This is a genomic window from Polynucleobacter sp. SHI8, from assembly GCF_027944005.1.
Lineage (GTDB): Bacteria > Pseudomonadota > Gammaproteobacteria > Burkholderiales > Burkholderiaceae > Polynucleobacter.
In genome coordinates, this window is sequence record NZ_AP027204.1 from 2,069,547 (window position 1) to 2,092,528 (window position 22,982).

General features: G+C 40.0%; 17 protein-coding genes. 10 read left to right on the forward strand and 7 right to left on the reverse strand.

The features are described from left to right. Positions 1 to 6: 6 nt before the first annotated feature. Entirely contained in the window at positions 7 to 990 is a 984-nt protein-coding gene (gene miaA / locus QMN06_RS10370) for a tRNA (adenosine(37)-N6)-dimethylallyltransferase MiaA (protein WP_281970045.1), read from the forward strand. On the opposite strand, the gene purM is transcribed toward miaA, so the two are convergent. Next, positions 983 to 2,059, reverse strand: coding sequence for a phosphoribosylformylglycinamidine cyclo-ligase (gene purM, locus QMN06_RS10375; protein WP_281970046.1), 1,077 nt, complete (start codon positions 2,057 to 2,059; stop codon positions 983 to 985). The two genes, miaA and purM, sit on opposite strands and share 8 nt — an antisense overlap. Before the next feature lie 53 nt (positions 2,060 to 2,112). On the opposite strand from purM, the gene QMN06_RS10380 reads away from it, so the two are divergent. From QMN06_RS10380 to panB, 6 genes are read left to right on the forward strand one after another with little or no spacing between them, the layout of a single operon-like run. Further along, positions 2,113 to 3,129: an AI-2E family transporter gene (locus QMN06_RS10380; protein WP_281970047.1), complete on the forward strand. Its 1,017-nt coding sequence runs from the start codon at positions 2,113 to 2,115 to the stop codon at positions 3,127 to 3,129. Next, complete coding sequence (locus tag QMN06_RS10385) at positions 3,130 to 3,870, forward strand: DnaA/Hda family protein (protein WP_281970048.1); 741 nt, start codon at positions 3,130 to 3,132, stop codon at positions 3,868 to 3,870. Between the two features lie 3 nt (positions 3,871 to 3,873). After that, positions 3,874 to 4,557: an HAD family hydrolase gene (locus tag QMN06_RS10390; RefSeq protein WP_281970049.1), complete on the forward strand. Its 684-nt coding sequence runs from the start codon at positions 3,874 to 3,876 to the stop codon at positions 4,555 to 4,557. Then, positions 4,554 to 5,966, forward strand: a complete 1,413-nt coding sequence (gene pcnB, locus QMN06_RS10395) for a polynucleotide adenylyltransferase PcnB (RefSeq protein WP_281971772.1) — start codon at positions 4,554 to 4,556, stop codon at positions 5,964 to 5,966. Before QMN06_RS10390 ends, pcnB begins: the two co-directional genes overlap by 4 nt. Before the next feature lie 46 nt (positions 5,967 to 6,012). Next, positions 6,013 to 6,531, forward strand: a complete 519-nt coding sequence (folK, locus tag QMN06_RS10400) for a 2-amino-4-hydroxy-6-hydroxymethyldihydropteridine diphosphokinase (RefSeq protein WP_281970050.1) — start codon at positions 6,013 to 6,015, stop codon at positions 6,529 to 6,531. 43 nt (positions 6,532 to 6,574) lie between these two features. Then, positions 6,575 to 7,399, forward strand: a complete 825-nt coding sequence (gene panB, locus QMN06_RS10405; protein ID WP_281970051.1) for a 3-methyl-2-oxobutanoate hydroxymethyltransferase — start codon at positions 6,575 to 6,577, stop codon at positions 7,397 to 7,399. Here panB and dnaJ read toward each other — a convergent pair. From dnaJ to hrcA, 5 genes are all read right to left on the reverse strand, one after another. After that, positions 7,396 to 8,535, reverse strand: a complete 1,140-nt coding sequence (dnaJ, locus tag QMN06_RS10410) for a molecular chaperone DnaJ (RefSeq protein WP_281970052.1) — start codon at positions 8,533 to 8,535, stop codon at positions 7,396 to 7,398. The two genes, panB and dnaJ, sit on opposite strands and share 4 nt — an antisense overlap. Before the next feature lie 28 nt (positions 8,536 to 8,563). After that, positions 8,564 to 10,486, reverse strand: a complete 1,923-nt coding sequence (gene dnaK / locus QMN06_RS10415) for a molecular chaperone DnaK (RefSeq protein WP_281970053.1) — start codon at positions 10,484 to 10,486, stop codon at positions 8,564 to 8,566. An 88-nt stretch (positions 10,487 to 10,574) separates the two neighbouring features. After that, positions 10,575 to 11,105, reverse strand: a complete 531-nt coding sequence (gene grpE, locus QMN06_RS10420) for a nucleotide exchange factor GrpE (RefSeq protein ID WP_281970054.1) — start codon at positions 11,103 to 11,105, stop codon at positions 10,575 to 10,577. A 109-nt stretch (positions 11,106 to 11,214) separates the two neighbouring features. Continuing rightward, positions 11,215 to 12,336: a ferrochelatase gene (gene hemH, locus QMN06_RS10425; protein WP_281970055.1), complete on the reverse strand. Its 1,122-nt coding sequence runs from the start codon at positions 12,334 to 12,336 to the stop codon at positions 11,215 to 11,217. 15 nt (positions 12,337 to 12,351) lie between these two features. Further along, positions 12,352 to 13,368 carry a heat-inducible transcriptional repressor HrcA gene (gene hrcA, locus QMN06_RS10430; RefSeq protein ID WP_281970056.1) on the reverse strand — a complete coding sequence of 339 codons (1,017 nt, stop codon included), beginning with the start codon at positions 13,366 to 13,368 and terminating at the stop codon, positions 12,352 to 12,354. A gap of 84 nt (positions 13,369 to 13,452) precedes the next feature. On the opposite strand from hrcA, the gene QMN06_RS10435 reads away from it, so the two are divergent. Further along, complete coding sequence (locus QMN06_RS10435) at positions 13,453 to 14,352, forward strand: NAD kinase (RefSeq protein WP_281970057.1); 900 nt, start codon at positions 13,453 to 13,455, stop codon at positions 14,350 to 14,352. Between the two features lie 3 nt (positions 14,353 to 14,355). Then, complete coding sequence (recN, locus tag QMN06_RS10440) at positions 14,356 to 16,023, forward strand: DNA repair protein RecN (RefSeq protein WP_281970058.1); 1,668 nt, start codon at positions 14,356 to 14,358, stop codon at positions 16,021 to 16,023. Here the strand turns inward: recN and glnE are convergent. Then, positions 16,017 to 18,791, reverse strand: a complete 2,775-nt coding sequence (gene glnE, locus QMN06_RS10445) for a bifunctional [glutamate--ammonia ligase]-adenylyl-L-tyrosine phosphorylase/[glutamate--ammonia-ligase] adenylyltransferase (RefSeq protein ID WP_281970059.1) — start codon at positions 18,789 to 18,791, stop codon at positions 16,017 to 16,019. The two genes, recN and glnE, sit on opposite strands and share 7 nt — an antisense overlap. A 92-nt stretch (positions 18,792 to 18,883) precedes the next feature. Between glnE and QMN06_RS10450 the strand changes: the two genes are divergently transcribed. After that, positions 18,884 to 22,981, forward strand: a complete 4,098-nt coding sequence (locus QMN06_RS10450) for an AsmA-like C-terminal region-containing protein (RefSeq protein WP_281970060.1) — start codon at positions 18,884 to 18,886, stop codon at positions 22,979 to 22,981. Position 22,982 lies beyond the last annotated feature (1 nt).

The following is a 22,982-nucleotide window of genomic DNA, read 5'->3' on the forward strand; positions in this document are numbered from 1 at the left end:
TTAAATATGTCATTTTCTAAACATCCTTTAGAAAATATTCTTGCTATTGTTGGCCCGACAGCAAGCGGTAAAAGTACCCTATCATTTGAACTTGCAAAATCTGCCAAACTTTGCGGGATTACTATTGAAATTATTAGTATGGACTCTGCCCTGGTATACAAAGGCATGGATATAGGTACCGCAAAACCAAGCCCTGAAGAACAAGCATTGATTCCGCATCATGGCTTGAATATTCGAGAGCCCTGGCAAAGTTATTCTGCAGCTCAATTTGCCAAGGATGCTCTTCAGTGGGCAAATGAAATTAAGTCTCGAGGTCATGTGCCAATTATTGTGGGTGGCACTATGCTGTATTGGCGAGCCTTAGTGCAAGGACTTACTGACTTACCAGCAACAACCCCTGAGATTCGCGAAAAAATAGCTCTAGAGGCATCTGAAATTGGCTGGGATGCCATGCATGACCAATTACATGCGATTGATCCGCAAACCGCTTTAAGACTTCCACCAGGAGATACCCAAAGAGTTTCTCGTGCATTAGAAATTTATGCGATGACGGGCCAACCTATGTCCCATTTTTTGGCTTTACAACCTTACGCAGAGTCAAGGGATGATGCATCCTTTGCACATTGTTTGGTGTCATTAGAGCCCCAAGATCGTGGGTGGCTTCATGAGCGAATTCGGCAACGCTTTATGCTCATGCTCAATCAGGGTTTTTTGGATGAGGTTCAATTACTTTTAAGTAACCCCAACATCAAACCAGAATTACCTTCCATGAGGGCAGTAGGTTATCGTCAAGCAATCAGTTATTTCAATCAGGACATCACTTATGAAGAGTTTGTTGAGGCCGGACTGGCGGCTAGTCGGCAACTGGGTAAAAGACAACTTACTTGGTTAAGAGCGATGCCCAGCCGTCATATCGTCGATCCTAGCGTCACAGACTTTTTACCTCAAGCGATGAATGTCTGCCTTGAACATCTCCAAACATTTAAATAACAATGGTTTGATGCGCTCCTGATGGGCGCTCAACAATTTCACCTAACTGAAAGCTCTCGATATCATGTTTTTTCAAAAATTCGATAGCGGTACTCGCATCTTGATCTGGCAGAATGATTGCTAGCCCGATACCACAATTAAATACACGATACATTTCTTGATCATCTACATTTCCGGCTTTGGATAGCCATTGAAATAATTGGGGCATTTGCCATGCATCCCGGTGCAGGACTGCTTGAACATGATCAGGCAAAACACGTGGAATATTTTCTACTAAACCACCACCTGTAATATGTGCCATTCCCTTAATATTGACTAGGTTCAATAACTCTAATACAGGCTTTACATAAATTTTTGTAGGAGTCATTACCACCTCTTCGAGTGGTCTGCCGCCCATATCAAAACTCCTCGTAGCGCCACTTACCTCAATAATTTTACGAATTAAAGAATAGCCGTTGGAATGGGCTCCACTAGAAGCCAAACCTATGACTACATCTCCTGGAGTGATGGTTTTACCTGTGATAATTTTTGATTTTTCTACAACTCCTACTGCAAATCCAGCTAAATCATACTCACCATCAGGGTACATGCCTGGCATTTCTGCGGTTTCACCACCAATAAGAGCACAGCCGGCGATTTCACAACCCTGCGCAATACCACCAACAACGGTAGCTGCCACATCGACTGTCAAGTGACCACAAGCAAAATAATCTAGGAAAAACAAGGACTCAGCACCCTGAACCAAAATATCGTTGACACTCATCGCAACCAAATCTTGACCTACCGTGTCATGAATCTGCCACTCAAAGGCTAATTTCAATTTTGTCCCAACACCATCTGTACCCGAGACTAAGACTGGCTCTTGATATCGTTTAGGTACCTCAAAAAGGGCGCCAAAGCCCCCTATACCCGCCAGGACGCCTTCGCGCATCGTTTTTTTGGCCAAAGGCTTAATTCTCTCAACCAAAGCATCACCAGCATCGATATCTACACCAGCGTCTTTATAAGACAAACCTTTGGTTTGGAGATTATTTTTCACATTTAAATCATTACTTGTCGAATTTGACATATCATTCCTATGAACTCAGTAGAATGAGGAGATTCTAATTCAAGGTGATGGCAATGTCTGATTTTTTTTCGAGCTTGATTGAAATTTTGATGCCTTTTTTGGCAGCTTTTATCTTTGCCTACATGTTAGAGCCTCTAACAAAGCGCTTGGTACAGCTCAAATTACCCCGCAGTCTAGCGGCATTTATTTCTTTGATTGTTGGAATTTTCGCAAGTATTGTCATTCTTTTACTCTTGCTTAATTTATTGCAACATGAAATTCCACTTTTTAAAGCTCAATTTCCAATTTGGCTCAAAAGTATTCAAGAGTGGCTAGAGCCAACGCTAGCAAAGTTTAATGTGAAGTTAGATTGGGGCGCTATTCGTGAAGTGGTTCAGTCTCAAATAACCTCTCAAATTACAGATAATGCCAATACATTAGTAACTCAATCTGTAGGAACCATTATTAAATCATCAAGTTCTATCTTGGGATTTTTCGCAAATACGGTTCTTGTTTTGTTTGTTCTTTTTTATCTGTTATTGGAATGGGATGCGTTCTTGGGCATGATTGCAGAGCTTGTCCCTGTTCGATTTCGTGAAACATTCTTCAAGCTAACTAAAGAGGTTGACGGTTTACTTTCCCATTATTTACGTGGTCAAGTCTTGTTGATGATTGTTTTGGCTTGTTTTTATAGTCTAGGATTACTCTTGATTGGTGTTCAAAGTGCTATTCCATTAGGCATGTTTACAGGTCTGGTTGCATTTATTCCTTATGTTGGATTTTTAATTAGTTTTATATTATCTGCACTGGCCACATTGCTGCAATTTGGTCCAGGAAACGCTCTAATCGCTGTGTTAGCCCTATATGGAGTTGGTCAATTGCTTGAAGGCTTCGTTTTAACACCACGACTTGTAGGTGAAAGAATTGGTCTTCATCCTGTTGCGGTGCTCTTTGCTTTAATGGTATTTGGGCAACTTTTTGGATTCTTTGGTATTCTTCTTGCATTCCCTATGTCTGCAATCTGTCTTGTTACTATTCGCCACTTCAAAAACAAATTGCTTACAAGTCAATGGTTCAATAGTAATACTTAAATGACAAGCAAAAAACCTCAACAATTTACTCTGGATATTTTATTATCGCCACCGCCAACTTTAGATAATTTTGTTTTATCTAAAAAGGATAAAACAAATGGTGTGAATATTCTCGCGGTTTTAAAGTCTTTAGAGCTTTATTGGGAAAATCAATCGAACCCAAATCCTGAATTAGAGATACTTTACTTTTGGGGCTCTCAAGGTTGTGGCAAAACTCATATCCTTAAGGCTTTAAATGGAATTGCCCAAGAAAATGAATTAAGCACTTGTTTCTTAGAATCCGGAAGCTCCCTCTGGAGTTATCTTGACTATGGAAATATGCTAGTCCATAAGCTTTATTTGGTCGATAACGTTGACCATCTCAAAGAAAATGAACAAAAGGCTTTTTTTCGATTGCTGATTGAGGCAAAAGATGATGAAGATATCCTTATCATCTCTACCGGATCGCAATCTATTTCTGGACTTTCCCTACGTAGCGATATTTCTTCTCGACTTTCCTCTGGACTTAACTTTGAACTTCACACACTGCAAGATGGCGAGAAAGTTAAAGCAATCCAAGATTTCGCTTCAGCAAAAGGCTTAAATTTCTCTGAAGATATAGCCCCTTGGCTGTTGGATAATTTTCACCGTGATATGCCAAGCTTAATTTCTCTAGTAGAAGCACTGGATCAATACTCCCTACAAACTAAACGCTCTATCACCCTACCCTTAGTAAGAGACTTGTTAAAAAATAAAGCTTAATTTATGTCTACTAACTCTCCTACTCTCGTTTTTTTTGATTTAGATAATACCCTTTTACCGATCGATAGTGATCATGCTTGGGGACATTTTTTGGTTGAATTGGGCGTAGTCAATCAAGAAGAATATGAGCAAGCCAATAATCGTTTTTATGCGGCATATAAAGCTGGTACTCTCAATATTGATGAATTTCTGAACTTCGCATTAAAGCCTCTCGCAAGCCACCCAAGAAAGCAACTTGAGACATGGCATAACGAGTTCATGCAAAAAAAAATCGAGCCTCAAATACATCCAAAAGCCATTGAACTCGTCAATCAACACCTTGATCTAGGGCATATTTGTTCAATCGTTACGGCAACCAATAGCTTTGTAACGAAGCCGATTGCAACGCGTTTTGGGATTCAACACCTCATCGCTACTGAACCAGAGATTCGCTCAGATGGTGAATTTACTGGGAAAGTGCGAGGATTGCCCAATTTTCAGGCGGGTAAGGTTGTCCATGTTGAAAACTGGCTCAAAAGTTTAGGATTGAGTTTAGATCATGCTGAAAATAGCATTTTTTATTCTGATTCAATGAATGATCTACCACTACTGGAAAAAGTCAAAGTGCCTGTTGCGACCAATCCAGATCCAAGGCTTGCTCATCTTGCGCAAGAAAGAGCTTGGAAAATACTTCATTTATTTGCATGATTCAAAAGATCATACGTCGTATTTTAGGTAAAAAACCTTCATCGACTTCACGTACCCCTAAAAACAAGGCTGCTAAAGAGATTGGCTTCCAAGATCATCAGATCAATCAAGATCATATTTCTAAAAATGCAATCAAAGTAACTCAAGCACTCCAACATGCTGGATATGAAGCTTTTATCGTAGGTGGTGCAGTTCGCGACTTAATACTCGGAATTGTTCCGAAAGATTTTGATGTTGCTACAAATGCCACACCCGATCAAGTCCAAGCTGTATTCAGAAAATCACGCTTAATTGGGCGACGATTTCAAATTGTTCATGTCACTTTTTATGGCGGCCATAAACCGGAAATTATTGAAGTGTCTACATTTCGGGCAATGGTCAATGACGAAGGTGAACATATTACTGAAAGTGGTCGAATTTTACGCGATAACATCTGGGGCTCACACTCAGAAGATGCTGCGAGACGTGACTTTACGATCAATGCTCTATATTACAACCCTAGTAATAGCGTAGTTCTTGATTATCATGGCGGCATGTATGACATGAAAGAACGCCTCATACGTATGATTGGGGATTCAGAAAAGCGTTATCGCGAAGATCCGATCCGGATGCTCAGGGCGGTACGTTTTGCTGCAAAGACAGGTTTTGCTATTGAGGCCAAGACTTTAGCTCCAATTCAAGAGTTAGCTCCATTGATTCATGATGTCCCTAGTGCACGACTCTTTGATGAAATATTAAAGCTTTTAATGTCAGGACATGCTTGGGCATCTCTTGAAGCATTGCGAGATGTTGGCTTGGGACAAGGGCTATTGCCCATGATTGATGCTATTTTTGAGCAGGACAAGCTCAGTCATTTTGCCAAAATAGCGCTTGCCAGAACTGATGAAAGAGTACAACTGGGCAAACCAATCTCCCCAGGCTTTTTATTTGCCACATTGCTTTGGCATCAAGTTGACCTTGGCTGGCAAAATGAACTGCATACGGGTAAACCCCTTATCCCGGCTTTACATGCAGCAATTGACTCCGTGTTAGCAAATCAGCGCGAGACTTTTGCCATCCAAAGAAGATTCGAAACAGATATGCGTGAAATTTGGAGTCTACAACCTAGATTCGAAAAAAGAAGTGGGAAAATGCCATATCGACTGCTGGAGTCACCTCGCTTCAGAGCAGGTTATGATTTTTTATGTTTGCGATGCTTGGCTGGTGAACTCCCTTCATCTCTTTCTCAATGGTGGGAGGATTTTCAAGTAGCGGATTTACCAGAACGTGAAAAATTGTTATTAAGCGCCAAAGAAGAATCCCCACTAAATTCTTCAAGTACTCCTGGAAAGTCTCGTCGAAGGAGGCGCAGAGCCCCTAAAAATCAAGGTGATGAGATCAAAATCCTTGATCCTGAGCAAGCTTCCTAAAAATTGATTAAAGTATCTTAATTAGTGCCAAGAAAAAAGGTGACGAATGGCAAAGGCGTTTATTGGTTTAGGTGGTAATGTGGGTGATTCTAGGCAAATTTTGACAGATGCTGTCATTTGCCTTGCGCAAATACCATCAATTCAAATTAACGCGAGAAGTTGTTTTTATATTAGTAGCCCCGTAGACGCTCCTGGAGATGACTACATTAATAATGTGATTTCCATTTCAACCACTCTCGAGCCTAAATCTCTGCTACATGCCTGCCAAGCTGTTGAAAGACATTTTGGTAGAGAGCGCCCTTATGAAAAAGCTCCACGTACGCTAGATATTGATGTTTTAATCTATGAGGATCTCATCAGTAACGATCCTGAGTTGATCGTTCCGCATCCACGGATGACTGAACGTATGTTCGTTCTTTTGCCTTTATTAGAATTAGAACCTGAAATTGAATTGCCTCTGCACGGCAAACTAAAAAATAAAATCTCTGATTTATCCTGGCAAAAGATTGAAAAGCTCCCCACTCAACAGTGCTTCATCGGCGGTGATTTAAATAATACCCATTAAGCTAAAATTTCTGTATATTCAAGTTTTGGCTTAATCACTTCATATGTCTTATTTACAATCTAATCAAGAAATTAAGGCTTTAACCACCAGCTCATTACTTAAAATGCATGCTGAAGGTGAGAAAATTACCTCCTTAACTGCTTATGATGCAAGTTTTGGAACTCTTTTTGATCAAATCGGAATTGATGTTATTTTAGTTGGTGACTCCCTTGGAAATGTTATCCAAGGTCATACATCCACCCTGCCAGTCCGTATTGAAGACATGGTTTACCACACAGCTTGTGTGAGCAAAAATCTTCAGCGCACCTTTTTAATTTCTGATATGCCGTTTGCTTCATATGGGGATGTACAAAGTGCTCTTCGAAACGCAGCACTTCTTATGCAAGCGGGTGCCAAAATGGTCAAGCTAGAAGGTGGCACTTGGTTAGCCCCAACGATTAAGCATCTAGTGACACAAGGTATTCCTGTATGTGCGCATTTAGGCTTAACCCCTCAATCTGTAAATACTTTGGGCGGGTTTAAAGTGCAAGGTAAATCAGCACAACAAGCGCAACAGATGATTGAAGACGCGAAAAACCTCGAAGCAGCTGGCGCGCAAATGTTGGTTTTAGAGGCTGTGCCTTCTTCTTTGGGGAAAAAAATTACTGAATCTATTCAGATTCCCACCATCGGCATTGGAGCTGGTCCTGATTGTTCAGGACAAGTGCTCGTCATGCATGACGCTCTAGGAGCATTTCCAGGTAGACAGCCTAAATTTGTAAAGAACTTTCTGGCCCAGAGTGGCTCTATTGAAAAAGCCGTTGAACTTTACATCAGTGAGGTGAAATCAGGTGCATTTCCAGCACCTGAACATTGTTTTAAAGATTAATTAAAAAAATCTTTCACTCGATCAATCCAGCCTCGCTCCTGAGGATTATGTTTACGACTATCGGCTTGCAAGCTTTTTTCTAAATCCTGAATTAATTTCCGTTGTTGGTCGTTAAGTTTCACAGGGGTTTCAATCTGGACATGAACATACAAATCTCCAGGCACAGAAGAACGAATACCTTTAATACCTTTTCCTCTTAGTCGATACGTACGGCCCGTTTGAGTTCCTTCTGCAACTTCAAAACTTGCTTTTCCTGCCAGTGTAGGGACCTGGACTTCGCCTCCTAAACATGCCGTTGCGTATGAAATCGGCATTTGGAAATGTAAATCATCCCCATCTCTTTCGAAGACAGGATGAGGCTTGATATGTACCTCAACGTATAAATCTCCTGAGGGGCCTTGATTAATGCCGGGTTCACCATGACCACTTAAACGGATCCGCATACCATCTTCAATACCAGCAGGGATTTTGACTTCTAGAGTCTTTTGCTGCTTAGTCTGCCCTTCACCATGACACTTTTTACATGGCTTGGCTATGAACTGGCCATTCCCACGACATTTTGGACACGTCTGCTGCATAGAAAAAAAGCCTTGGGATACTCTGACTTGACCTTGACCACCACATGTAGAACAGGTCTCAACTTTACTACCAGGCTCTGCACCTGTTCCTGTACAAAGATCACAACTGGTCCAACCAGGAATACGTATTTGTGTTTCGTGACCTCTAGCGGCTTCTTCCAGAGAAATCTCCATACTGTATCGAAGATCACCACCTTTAAATACTTGAGGGCCAGCTCGGCCACCACGTGCACCACCTGCACCAAAAATATCACCAAAGATATCGCCAAAAGCATCGGCAAATCCACCAAAGCCTTGTGCGCCAGCGCCACCAAAACCACCCATACTGGGATCAATCCCAGCATGTCCATATTGATCATAGGCGGCTTTTTTCTGAGGATCTGATAAAGCCTCATAAGCCTCTTTGGCTTCTTTAAATTTTTCTTCTGAAGCTTTATTATCTGGGTTACGATCAGGATGGTACTTCATCGCCATCTTCCGATAAGCTTTTTTTATCTCATCGTCAGTGGCGTTTTTCGGTACCTCTAAAACTTCATAAAAATCTCTTTTTGTTGCCAAAGCTATTCCTTCAATAAACTACAAAAAATTATTTCTTATCAACTTCTTTGAATTCAGCATCAACAACATTATCATCTTTTGCTGCCTGACCCGGTGAAGTGGCGCCGCCTTCAGCTTTAGCTTTTTCAGCCATTGCTGCATATACTTTTTCGCCAAGAGTTTGGCTTACTTTGCCCAACTCCTCTGTTTTAGCTTCAATATCAGCTTTATCTGATTCTTTAATAGCCTCTTCTAATGCTTTCACCGCAGCTTCAATCTTCTCTTTTTCAGCAGCATCTAATGAAGCACCATGCTCTTCAAGAGATTTTTTGGTCGAATGGACAAGTGCCTCTGCTGTATTTCGTGCATCAACAACTTCCCTTAACTTACGATCTTCTTCCGCATTTTCTTCTGCATCTTTCACCATTTTTTGGATTTCATCTTCTGATAATCCAGAATTGGCCTTAATCGTAATTTTATTTTCCTTACCAGTTGCTTTATCTTTAGCGCCCACATGCAAAATACCGTTAGCATCAATATCAAAGCTCACTTCAATTTGCGGAGTTCCACGACTTGAAGGTGGAATGCCTTCTAAATTAAATTCTCCCAAGGTTTTATTAGCGGATGCCATCTCCCTCTCACCCTGGAAAACTTTAATAGTTACTGCCGGTTGATTATCTTCAGCGGTTGAGAATACTTGTGCATATTTGGTAGGTATCGTTGTATTCTTTTTAATCATCTTCGTCATTACACCACCTAAGGTCTCAATACCAAGAGATAAAGGCGTTACATCTAATAACAGAACATCCGTACGATCACCAGCGAGAACAGCTCCTTGAATCGCTGCACCAACAGCAACAGCTTCATCAGGATTAACGTCTTTACGAGGCTCTTGTCCAAAAAACTCTTTTACTTTTTCTTGAACTTTTGGCATACGTGTCATACCACCAACCAAAATAACGTCTTGAATATCTGTCAAAGATACGCCTGCATCTTTAATCGCAACGCGGCATGGCTCAATCGTTCGAGCAATCAAGTCTTCAACCAATGACTCTAGTTTCGCGCGCGTCATTTTAATATTTAAATGTTTAGGACCTGAGGCATCCGCAGTGATGTAAGGCAAATTAATTTCAGTTTGAGCAGTTGAGGACAACTCGATTTTGGCTTTTTCAGCAGATTCTTTTAAGCGTTGTAATGCGAGCACGTCTTTTGATAAGTCAACGCCTTGCTCTTTCTTGAATTCGGCAATGATGAAGTCAATAATCCGTTGGTCAAAATCTTCACCGCCAAGGAATGTATCACCATTGGTTGATAACACTTCAAACTGCTTTTCGCCATCAACATCGGCAATTTCAATAATAGATACGTCAAAAGTACCACCACCTAAGTCATACACAGCAATTTTTCGATCACCTGTAGAAACCTTATCTAAACCAAAAGCTAGGGCAGCAGCAGTTGGTTCATTGATGATACGTTTTACATCCAGCCCTGCAATTCGTCCAGCATCCTTGGTTGCCTGTCTTTGACTATCGTTAAAGTAGGCAGGAACAGTAATTACAGCCTCAGTTACTTCCTCACCTAAGTAATCTTCAGCTGTTTTTTTCATTTTTCTTAAAACTTCAGCTGAAATTTGTGGCGGAGCTAATTTATTACCTCTAACTTCTACCCAGGCATCGCCATTATCTGCCTTTGCAATTGTGTAGGGCATTAAATCAATATCCTTTTGCACTTCTTTTTCAGCAAATTTTCTTCCAATTAAGCGCTTTACAGCATAAAGTGTATTCCTTGGATTAGTCACAGACTGTCTTTTTGCCGGAGCTCCGACAAGAATTTCCCCATCTTCCATGTAAGCAATAATAGAAGGGGTCGTACGCGCACCTTCAGCATTTTCAACCACTTTTGGAGTGTTACCTTCTAAAATTGCAACACAAGAATTGGTTGTTCCTAAATCGATTCCAATAATCTTTGCCATGTTAATTTCCTTATTAAATGATCTGTATATTCTTTACATATGGCTCATCAGTTAATTATCAAGTGATGAGCCAATATTTATTCATGTTTTATTTTGCTTGGCTTACCATCACTAAAGCTGGTCTTAAAACTCGATCCGCGATGAGATAGCCTTTTTGCAATACAGTAACAACTGTATTTGCTTCTAGCTCAGATTCCACCGTCGAAATCGCCTGATGAAGGTGTGGATCAAACTTGGCACCAACTTCGGGATTGATCTCAACAATTTTCCCCTTTTCCAAAGCACCCGATAACTGCTTTAGAGTTAGCTCAACACCCTCTTTTAACTTGTTGAGGTCTTCGTTGTGATGTTGAAGAGCAGCATGCATACTGTCCATAACGGGTAATAAATGCTCTGCGAAACTCTCAATGGCAAATTTATGAGCCTTTGCAATGTCGTCTGCTGCCCTACGGCGCACATTCTCGACTTCCGCCTTGGCCCTTAAAAAAGCATCTTTACTTTCACTTAAGAGTTGATTTAATTGAATCAATTGTTGCTCATGCGAGTTATCAGGAGCAACAGAATCAGTTGATTCCACGTGTTGCTCCACATGTGGTGCATCATTTTTTTCTTGTGTCATTTCAATGCTTTACAAGGTTTAGGTTAAATAAAAAGCGTCTTACACACTTTACCTATAGGCATAAACAGTTATTTCAAGAGCAAATGATTAATATTTCTTTGAAAGACCTTTATTGCAAGGATGCTTGTACCAACTCGACCCTGGCTAGGCGCTCAGATAGATCTTCCTGTGACTCCGGAGTTCGAATCCAACCGAGAAGATTTTCTTCAACGATGTGTTGCATTGCATTGATCCATTCCGGATGTGAATTCAGACACGCAATCGCAAAGTAGTCCTTTCCACCTGCATGCTGAAAAATTTCTTTACCTTCCATTGCAATTTCTTCAAGGGTTTCCAAACAATCTGCTGGAAATCCTGGACAAAAAATATCAACTCTTGATGTGGCGGCTTGACCTAATTTTTCTAAAAGTGGGGCTGTGTAGGGCTTTAGCCATTCTGCTTTACCGAATCTCGACTGAAAACTAACCATTGCCTCTTGCTCCGAAAGCCCTAAAGACTCACGAAGTAAACGCCCAGTTTTATGGCATTCACAATGATATGGGTCACCCATATCTAAAGTACGTTTAGGCACTCCGTGAAAAGACATTATCAACTTTTCGCCAGCAGAAAAATTGGGGCGCCCTTGAACACGCCAAAAGTCTTCTACTTGTGCCTTTAAAGCTTTGATATAGAGTGGGTGATCATGAAAGTGTTTGATTGTTCTTACTGAAGGGGGATTTCTATACTCTTTATAAACTCGATAAATTTCATCAAAAGTAGAAGCTGTAGTTGTCGCGGAATACTGAGGGTACATTGGCATTACTAATAGACGATCCACTCCTTCATCATCCATTTTTTTCAAAACATGTTCAATCGAAGGGTTGCCATAGCGCATGGCTAAATCAACAATTAGCATTTGATTAGGTTCTTGTTTAAATGCCTGAGCCAATAATTGTGTTTGGGATTGTGAATGAACCAATAGTGGGGAACCACTTTTTTCACCAGAAAACCAAACCGAAGCGTATTTTTTTGCAGACGCACCAGACCTGATAGGCAAAATAATGAGATTGAGAATACACCACCAAATAATGCGAGGAATTTCCACAACTCTTGGATCTGATAGAAATTGCTTCAAATATGTTCTAACTGCTTTTGCAGTTGGAGCATCCGGTGTCCCCAAGTTGACAATCAATACGCCGATCTTTGGGCTTTTAGCATGCGCCGCGCGGGGATCTAATATTTGTTTATTCACCAAACAATTCCAAAATTAAGATTTTTGACTCAAAGCACTACTGAGTAATTTTGCCGTGATATCCACAATCGGAATAACGCGTTCATATGCCATTCTTGTAGGTCCAATGACCCCAAGAGTCCCCACAATAATACCGTTAACTTGATAAGGGGCTGTAATAATTGCCATATCATCGATCGGCACTAGGTCACTTTCCCCACCAATAAAGATTTTGACACCACTTGCCTTACTAGATTCATCAAGTAACTGAATCAGTCCTGTTCGCTGTTCAAATACTTGAAACAAGCGCTTTATTTTATCCATATCTGAGACTAACTCACCTACTTCTAATAATTTTTTCTCACCAGAAATAATAACCGTCTCTTGATCCTCTTTTAATGAATCAGATCCAGCCTCAACCGCTTGACTCATTAATGAGGTGATGTCATGTTTTAAACCCACTAACTCTTGTTTAAGCCTTTGACGAACAGCTTCAAAATCAAACCCTGCATAATGAGCGTTAATATAATTAGTCGCTTCAATCAACTCCGTGGGAGAGTAGTCTTTTTGGGTAATCAAAATTCTGTTTTGCACATCACCCTGAGGGGATACCAAAATCAATAAAACTCTTTTTTCAGAGAGTCTTAAAAACTCGATTTGCTTAAACACATGCGAGCGCTTAGGCGTCATCACAACGCCAGCAAAATGCGATAAGCTGGATAAAACATTTGCGGCAGATGCAATGGCCCTTTGCGGCAAGTCTGGCTGGATTTCCTCAAATGCTGCACTAGATGCCAAATCCTCTATGGGCGTCATGGTTAGCATCGTATCGACAAATAAACGATATCCTTGGGGGGTTGGTATTCTTCCAGCTGAGGTGTGCGGACTAGTCACAAATCCCATCTCTTCCAAATCAGCCATCACATTTCGAATAGTGGCTGCAGATAAATCTAAGCCAGAATGGCGAGATAAGGTTCTAGACCCTACAGGTTGCCCCTCAGATATATACCTTTCGATTAAAGTTTTAAGAAGTTCGCGCGCTCTTTTATCCATATAAGTAGTGATTCTAACCAATCTTGTGACTTTTGGATGAAGGTTTAGTTTGAAACTGTTCTTTTGCTATGGTTTAATCAGGGAATGACGACAAAAAACATATCTCCTTCTATTTTTAAGCGAGTTGCCTTAATTGGTAAATTTCAGGCTGATGGCATAGGTCAAGTTTTAAATCTTATTTTTGATCTAGTGAAGTCACAAGGCTGCTCTGTTTGGATTGAGGAAGAAACCGCTAAATTTACCCAAAATCAACATCGCCCGATGATTAGCATTAAGGACATCATGGGTAATATCGATGTGGTCATTGTGATAGGAGGAGATGGTACCCTTTTGGGCGTCGGTCGACATTTAGCCGGTGCCGATATTCCAGTAATCGGAATCAACATGGGTCGTTTGGGATATATGACAGATATTCCCATTCAAGAAGTTGCTCTTATCCTGCCCAAAATGTTAGCTGGAAATTATGATTCAGATTCTAGGCATTTATTAAGTGCCTCTGTCATCCGAAATGGCAATGTGACACATCAAGGCTTAGCTTTAAATGATGTCGTTGTTAACCGCTCTAGCTTAACAGGCATGGTTGAGTTAACTGTTAAAGTAAATGGTAGTTTTATGTATAACCAGAGATCAGATGGGCTGATTATCGCAACTCCGACAGGCTCCACCGCTTATAGTCTCTCTTCGGGAGGGCCGATACTGCATCCAAGAGTTGAGGGGTTTGTTCTAACACCAATTTCACCCCATGCTCTGTCAAATCGTCCAATTGTTTTACCCCACGATGTAGAAATTATTATAGAAGTCGCGGGCGGCAAGGATGTTAATGCTCACTTTGATATGCAATCGTTATCGATTCTTCAAGTGGGGGATCAAGTAAGTGTCAAAAAATCCCAAAAACAAGTCACTCTCCTTCATCCTCAAGGTCATAGTGATTACAAAACCTTGCGGGAAAAATTACACTGGAACGAATATCCTTCGTCTTTTTAACTGATGCTGCAAAGTTTGGATATTCGTGATTTTGTGATCGTTCGAGAGCTCGAACTGGATCTGACACATGGTTTTACTGTTCTTACAGGAGAAACTGGGGCTGGTAAGTCGATCCTTTTAGATGCCTTAGCGATTGTCATGGGTGAAAAAGCGGACAGCTCACAAATCCGAGAGGGTTGTACACGAGCACAAATTTGTGCAATCTTTACCATCTCCAAGCCACTCCAAGAAATCTTAAATCCTTGGTTAGATGAACATGGCTTCTCACTTGAAGATGAAGGTAACTTGATTCAGCTCAAACGCATCATCGAGTCCAACGGCAGAAGCAAATCTTTCATCAATGGAGAAAATGCTACCCTAAGCCAATTACGCGATATTGGAGAGCAATTAGTAGACATTCATGGTCAACATGAGCATCAAATGTTATTAAAGCCCGGGGCGCAAAGACAATTACTTGACCGTCATGCACACTTAATACCTCTTCAAGAACAGGTATCTCAAGCTTATAAGAATTGGTTAAATATTGATAAAAAAATGAAGATGGCCAAAGCTGCTGGGCAAAACTTGGCAAAAGAAAAAGAACGCCTTACCTGGCAACTAGACGAGTTAGATTTACTCGCTCCCAAAGTTGGTGAATGGCAAGAGATCGAACACGAACATAGCCGTTTATCTAATGCGGCGGAACTGATTGAAGGATCACAAACACTGATTAACCTCTTAAGTGAGGGAGAAAATGCTCTTGTTGACCAGTTATCCAAAGCACAAAACTTATTAAATGATCTAGTCGATATCGATGCAGCTCTTGCTGGCGCAAAAGAAGCGCTAGAGCCTGCAGTTATTCAAATTGATGAGGCGGCTCATTCCATTAACCGCTATTTACAAAAACTTGATTTAGATCCAGATCGTCTTAGTCTAGTTGATACTAGGCTTCAAGAATATCATCGGCAAGCCAAAAAAAATCATTGTCAACCAGATGAGCTCACTGGAGTTTGGGAACAATTGAAAGAAGAACTAGCCTCACTTGAAGCCGCACAAAATATTGAACAACTAGAAAAAGAACTTAAACAAGCATGGGACGCTTATATCAAACAAGCAAAACTTCTTTCGAGTTCTAGACAAAAAGCAGCAGAACAATTATCTCAATCAGTCACCTCAGCGATGCAAAGTCTAGCCATGGCCGGTGGAAAATTTGTAGTTGCATTAAGCCCTCTTGAGCAGGGAAATCAATTTGGCTTGGAGAATGTTGAATTTTTAGTGGCAGGTCACCCGGGGGTTCAACCAAGGCCTATTGCTAAAGTTGCGTCCGGTGGCGAACTCGCTAGAATAAGTCTTGCCATTGCGGTAATTGCAAGTAGTGCAAGTCAAATTCCAACGCTCATTTTTGATGAAGTAGATGCTGGTATTGGTGGAGCCGTTGCCCAAACTGTGGGCAAACTCCTGAAACAGTTAGGACAAGATCATCAAGTACTCTGTGTAACACACCTGCCCCAAGTAGCTTCACAAGGAGATCATCAGTGGCGTGTACAAAAATTAGTTGATCATGGGCAAACGATTAGCCATATTCATGTATTAAATCGGCAAGATAGAGTTCAAGAAATCGCAAGAATGTTGGGCGGCTCGGATATTACTGAAACCTCTTTGCGTCACGCAAGAGAACTGCTGAATCAATGATCAAGCAACATCAATTGTTGCCATACCTGTTTCACTTTGATTTGATGCTCGGCAAAAACTTCTTCAAACTCGGCTGAAGAAACTCTTGCTACTGAGAGTCCATCTAGACGTAGTTGATGTTGTTTTTTTCTAAATATGCGATAGGCATTTGAGACGGCTAAGGCATCTTCTTGATTCATGATCTGTAAGTTAGCCGCCATTTTAAGCAATGCGATATTGCCAATATTTTGTTGTAACTGAGGGTAAAGATTGGCATACCTTAATACAATCCATTGAATCATAAATTCAATATCAACCATTCCTCCTGCATCATGCTTGAGATCAAAATCATTAGAGCGATTTGGATGCCCCTCATGAATTTTTAAGCGCATATCTATGATGCTTTTTCTTAGGGAAGAAGGCTCTCTTTTCATGCCAATGACTTTAGCTCGAATCTGTTCAAATCTGAGTCTCACCGGCTCACTGCCGGCACAAAACCTAGCACGAGTTAGTGCTTGGTGCTCCCAAATCCAAGCAACATTCGACCCTTGTTGCATTTGATATGATTCGAAGGCACTCAAGCTAGTCACCATTAGACCAGCTACGCCATTCGGTCTTAGCCTTGTATCAATTTCAAATAAGACTCCTGAACTAGTTGCCGTTGTACAACACATAATGAAACGCCGAACCAATTTCAGATAACTCTCAATAAAGGCTTCATCAAAATGAGGGTGTTGGTCATCATAGACAAATACCAGATCAAGATCTGATCCATACCCAAGCTCTTTTCCACCCAATTTGCCATAAGCAATAACACCAAAACCAGTTTCAAATACATCAGTTGGAAGTTGATTATTCTTTAATGCAATACTAAGCCAAGTACTTACAAGCGTTTCTTGAATAACAATATCGGCCATGGCAGATAGGCGGTCACTCACTTGTTCGACACTCAGCTTTTGCTTTAGCGAAATCCCTAAATCAGCTAACAGCGTTTGAAATATCTCAGCATGGTGTGAATCTCTAAGGATGTTCCATACAAGCTCTTGACCGTCTTGTTCCAATGCAATATGGTTTAACTTAGCTCTTAACTGTATCTTCCAATGAGCCCAATACGTCTGCGGATCATCTTCAGGTTGTGAGCTTGAATAATTTTGAATAAACTCGTCCAAAAGATGTGGGTGCCTAATGAGGTAGTTGCCCCCCCATTGAGATTCTTTTAATAAAGTAATGACACTTTCAATAACAATTGGATACTCTCTTAGTAAAGAGAGATAAACCGCCCTGCGCATAATCACTTCAATCAAATCTAAAAATTTAATCAAAACACTTTCAGATATATTCGGTTGTATTTCTGAGATGCGTAAAAAAATAATATTTAGATTTTTTTTTGATACATCATTACAAAGTTGATATTTTGGACTTTGTAGAAAGTGCTCATAGCGCGTTTTAAAATCAGGATAAAAGTTAAATATTCCTAATAAATCTTGCGTTTGTACAAAGTCTTGGTTGGCCTGTTGATCAACGGTGAACGCATCTGAAAAATACTTTGTCACTAAATTTTGATGCTGCTTTAATGTATTCATAAAGGCTTGCGTACTGTCAAAGCCCATTGACTTAGCTACTCGATCTAAAGATTCTTGATCGATAGGTAAATAATGAATTTGCGCATCACGCCACCATTGCAATCGATGCTCTAATTTTCTATAAAAGTCGTAAGCGGCCAATAAATCCCTTACTTGAGAGGCCGGCATAAACGATAGCGCTTGAATGGTCTCTAACGTGCTTACTGTTGAACGCACCCTGAGAGTACTTTCCTGCCCCCCTCGAATTAATTGATACATTTGCGCTAAAAACTCAATTTCTCGAATACCACCTGCTCCTAATTTAATATCTGCAGCTCGATCAGGAAATTGACTTGCCCTCACATTGGCTTCATAACGTATTTGGTGATGTAAGTTGCGTACAGCATCAATAATTCCATAATCCAAGTATTTACGATATACAAATGGCTTTACGACAGCCAATAAAGTGGGCGAGAGGCCAGAGCCATTATCCTCACTCAGCGGGTATACCAAGCGGGCTTTAATCCAAGCATAACGCTCCCATTCACGCCCCTGAATGAGGAAGTACTCTTCTAACATTTTGATTGAACTAACTAAAGGCCCCGAATCACCATTCGGCCTTAGGCGCATATCGACTCTAAAAACCAAACCCTCAGCAGTTAAGTCAGTTAACCCTTTAATGATTCTTTTACCCAACCAAGTAAACCACTCATGATGAGAAACAGAACGACTTGCACCCTGTGTTTGTCCATCGGAGTCATAAACAAAAATTAAATCAATGTCCGAACTGACATTCAGCTCTTTGCCCCCTAATTTGCCCATGCCGATGACCCATAATTTCATTTCTTCTTTATTTGGGTAATACGGTTTTCCATAAAGCAAACTGAGCTGCTCAGCATAATAATCGGCGACCATCTGGAGCGCTATTTCAGCCATATGCGTCATCGACTTCATTATTTCTTCAACTTGCGCTTGCATTGCCAAGTCTCTCACCCCTAAAGCTAACATCATTTTTTGGCGAGCAATACGCAACCTGGCTAAAAATTCACTCTCTGGGAGATGCTTAAAATTGGCGTCTAAGTTTTCGTAAAAAACTCTTTCAATGCTAATCCGATCAATAGGTTGTTCGCAAATGGTAAGTACCCACTCCGCCCAATTAGGTTTTGCAAGCAATTTCTCCTCAATAAATTTGGAGAATGACGTGGCAAGTGATATGGTTGATTGCATTGTTTATCGTAACAAATTTGAAAGACTTCATCACCATATCGGATAATGAGTAAATTGCTAATCATAAATTCAAGAAATCCATAAAAAACAGAATGTTAAAAGTAATTCATAGTCGCATGGGCCAGTCGAGGCCACTAAGAATAGCTATTTATTCTGTCATAGGTACTTTATTGACATTTATTTTGCTTACCCAAATAGTTGCTCGATTCTTGATTTGGCCTCAACTAGAGGTAAGAAAAACTCAAATTGAACAAATTATTACTAAAGAATTAGGGGTGGATGTCAAAATTGGAGAAATTCATGCCCGCTGGCAATCTTTTCGACCTAGCTTTGAAATAAACAATATCAGCTTTAAAAAAGATCCTAAGGGAGATGACTCATTCACCAATCAAGTACTTGAAGTACCAAAGATTACAGGTATCTTGGCTTGGAGTTCACTCTGGTCATTATCTCCCCGATTTTATGATCTATATTCTGAAAATATTCGGTTAACTGCCTATCGTGATCAACAAGGTTTATGGAATTTTGCGGGTATCCCAGTATCTAATACCGGTGGTGATTCTAATACATTAACTTGGATTCTCAATGAGCGAAATCTCAATACTAAAAATTTCCATGTCATAGTAAAAGATGATTTAGATGGAAGTTCAATCAATGAATTTACTATTGAAAATTTTTCCTTAAAAAATCAGATGAGAAATCATGTGATTCAATTAAATTCCTTTGTAAAACCCACCCAAGGTCTTTTAAATTTTTCTGGCGACTTTAATCACAAACCTTTTTCAGATGTCAGCAATTGGAAAAATTGGCGAGGTTCTTTTGTGAGTGAAATCCAAAAGATTAATGCGGCAAATTTACTAAAAATAACCAAATTGCCCATCAAATCTGGCTCTGGTCAAATTGAGTTTAAAGGGCAAGTCAATCTCAATCATGGTGTATTTCAAGAGAGTACTGCTAACTTAAATGCGAATGAAATCAATATAATTTGGGCTAATGACCAACCAGATTTACATCTCAACAAACTACAAATTGATATAAATCAATACGCCAAAGATACAACTCAGATTGTCGACTTCAAAAACTTTTATTGGCAATTTCAAGAGAAGAATCAAAAAATACATGCCATCAATGATTTAAATCTGCGGGTAACACCTAATCAAGCAAATGAATCAATATCAAAAATTGAACTGAACGCACCAAATATTCCATTAACAGAATTAGCTTTATTAGCCCAAAGCATTCCTTTGCCAGCGAAGATATATAAACCTCTAAGACAGGCTCAACCTGAGGGAAATCTTGAGCAATTTCATTTTATTTGGCATAACGGTCAGCCAGAAAGACGTTTTTTAACTCAAGCACCAACCCACAGCGAATACGAAATTAAAGGGCAATTAAAAAACATTGGGTGGGGCTCAGTTGGAGAATCTATTCCGGGCATAAAAGGAATTAATGGAGAAATAGAATCCACCCTCAATCAAGGCTCGTTACAGATCAATTCCTCTGAATTGGCTCTAGAGTCTTCATATTATTTTCACCAAAAAAGAATTGCTCTTCCAAATACCTCAGGGAAAATTCAATGGCGCCAAAAAGAGGATCAGTGGTTAATTAATTTTGATCAATTGCTAATTAAAGATGACAATACTGAAATTCAAGCTCAGGGCTCTTATCTCACACAAAGCAAAAAAAGCTCTGACCAATTAGACCTTGATTTAGAACTAGTCAATATGGGGGCAACTCAATTATTAAACTCTATTCCAAAGACCATAGCGCCCACAACGATGGAGTATCTAAGGTCAACGATTTCAGGTGGAACGATCACCAATTCGTCTCTAAAAATTCATGGTCCAACTAATGAGATTCCATTTGCAAAAGGTTCAAAAAATCAATTTCAATTAGATGCCAATATTAAAGATGGGATTTATAGACCTGTCGCTGTCAATAAAAATATAAAAGGAGAATGGCCATCTCTTGAAAAAGTCAATGCAAACATCAAAATGGATAACAACCTTCTTTATGTTGACGCCTCATCAGGAAAATTTAAAAATGTACTGATCAAAGATATCACTGCCGAAATGGACGTTACTAAAGTACCTAATATTTTAGAAGTGAAAGGTAAGGCTAGTGGGTCACTTTTTGACTTTTTGACGTATTTAGTGGCTACCCCTATTGGTTATAAATGGCAGCCAGAATTAAAGAAAATGAGCGTGACAGGGAATGCTCAACTAGATCTCAAATTAACACAACAATTTGGTCCTAAAGAAAACACAAAAGTTCTGGCTCAAGTGAATCTTGAAAAAAATCAAATACGTTGGGGAAAAAATTTACCAGGCACAATCAGTAAGGGTTTCCTCTTGGTCGATGAACATGGCTTACAAAAAGCGGATATCAATGGCGACTGGATGGGAGGGCCGATGTCCATAAAAAACAATGTTGTAAATCCTGATCAAATCGATATTCATGCTGATGTTGATGGTGCTTTATTGCTTGAGTTATTTGCAACTGATCAAGAGTTTAGTCACGACTTTCATCCAAATATCTTGACTGGCAAGCTTGGATTGCATGGCAATATTCTTAGAAAAAATAATGACTCCACGTTAAATTTAAATTTAGATCTCAAGTCAACCAATATCAATTTACCCAAACCGTTAATGAAGCCTGTGGGAGAAAATTTATTAGGCACTCTTAAGGTAAATATCAACTCTTCTACCGCTAACCCTACGACCGATTGGCAGCTCAAACTCGGGGAATTGATTCAATCATCTGGTCAATTATCCCAACAAAAATTAGATAAGGCTACAGTTGTCATTGGCAATGCTGCACAACCAATTATGGCTAAGGGAGTTAATGTCGCTTTTGACGTTCATACGATACAGCTAGATCAATGGTTAAGTCTAATCAATGATTTCGACAAGGCAAATCCTAACTATTCAGAAAGATTTGTAAATAAAAATGCAAATCCAACCACTACCAACTTACCTATTACAGTTGCAGGAAAATCAAGCCATCTATTGTTTTTGGATCGTGAATTTAACAACCTATTGGTAGACATCAAAGAGGACAACCATACCTGGGGTGGAACTATTCAAGCAAATAATATCGATGGCAAATTTAACTGGCTACCCAAAAATTCTGAATTACCATTTGGATTAATCTCTGCGAAATTTAGTAAGCTTTATGCTCCCATTCCAACAACAACGACAAGTTCCCAAAATCAATCAAAATCAAGCTTAAGATCTTTGCCGAGTATGGATATTTCAATTGCAGATTTGCAACTGGGAAATATGCAACTTGGTGCAGTTCAAATTCAAGCTAATGCCACACCTGTTGAATGGAAACTAAGCCAACTTTCAATAAAGACAAAATTTGGCGAAATGAATGCGAAAGGAGATTGGGAACTGCCCTCAGGAAATCTTATCGGCAAAACTGCTATGAATATTAATCTTCAAACTTCCGATGCCGGTGATCTTTTAACCTCTTTAGGTGTCAAAGAGAACGTGATTAATCGTGGTAAGGGTAACATTCAAGGCAATTTGAATTGGCAGGGTTCCCCAATAGACTTTAATACACTCAGTCTTAATGGCGATCTTCAATTAGAAATTAAGAATGGTACGATCCTACAAGTTGATCCGGGAGCCGCAAAGCTGCTTGGCATCTTAAGTCTTCAAAGTCTTTTTAAATTTGCTACCTTAAATTTTGATGGCAGCCTTGGCGAAACGGTTAAGTCAGGAACTCCGTTTGATCAGGTAACAGCCACCGCAACGATTCGAAGAGGTAATATCCGCTCGAATGATTTTGAAATGACAAGTACTTTGGCTCGAATTACTTCTAGAGGTATTATTAATTTGAGTCGTGAAACTCAAGATTTAAGAGTGACGATTTACCCTCGAATTAACTTTGGCTCCGCTTCACTTGCGGCATTTTATTTTGTAACTCCTATTATTGGAATTACCACCATGATTGGTCAATATCTATTTAGTGCTGGTATTAATAAAGCTTTCCAAACCGATCTGTTGATTCAAGGGGACTGGAAAAACCCGGAAGTGATTCCTCTCGATCAAAATGGCAAACCTGTCGACCCTGAGGTCCTCAAAAGTATCCGTCGCAAATCCCTCTTAAACGAACCTGTTAAACAACCAACTGAAAAAAAACAAGCTCCACCAATCAACCCAACACCAAACACCAATCCTTAAA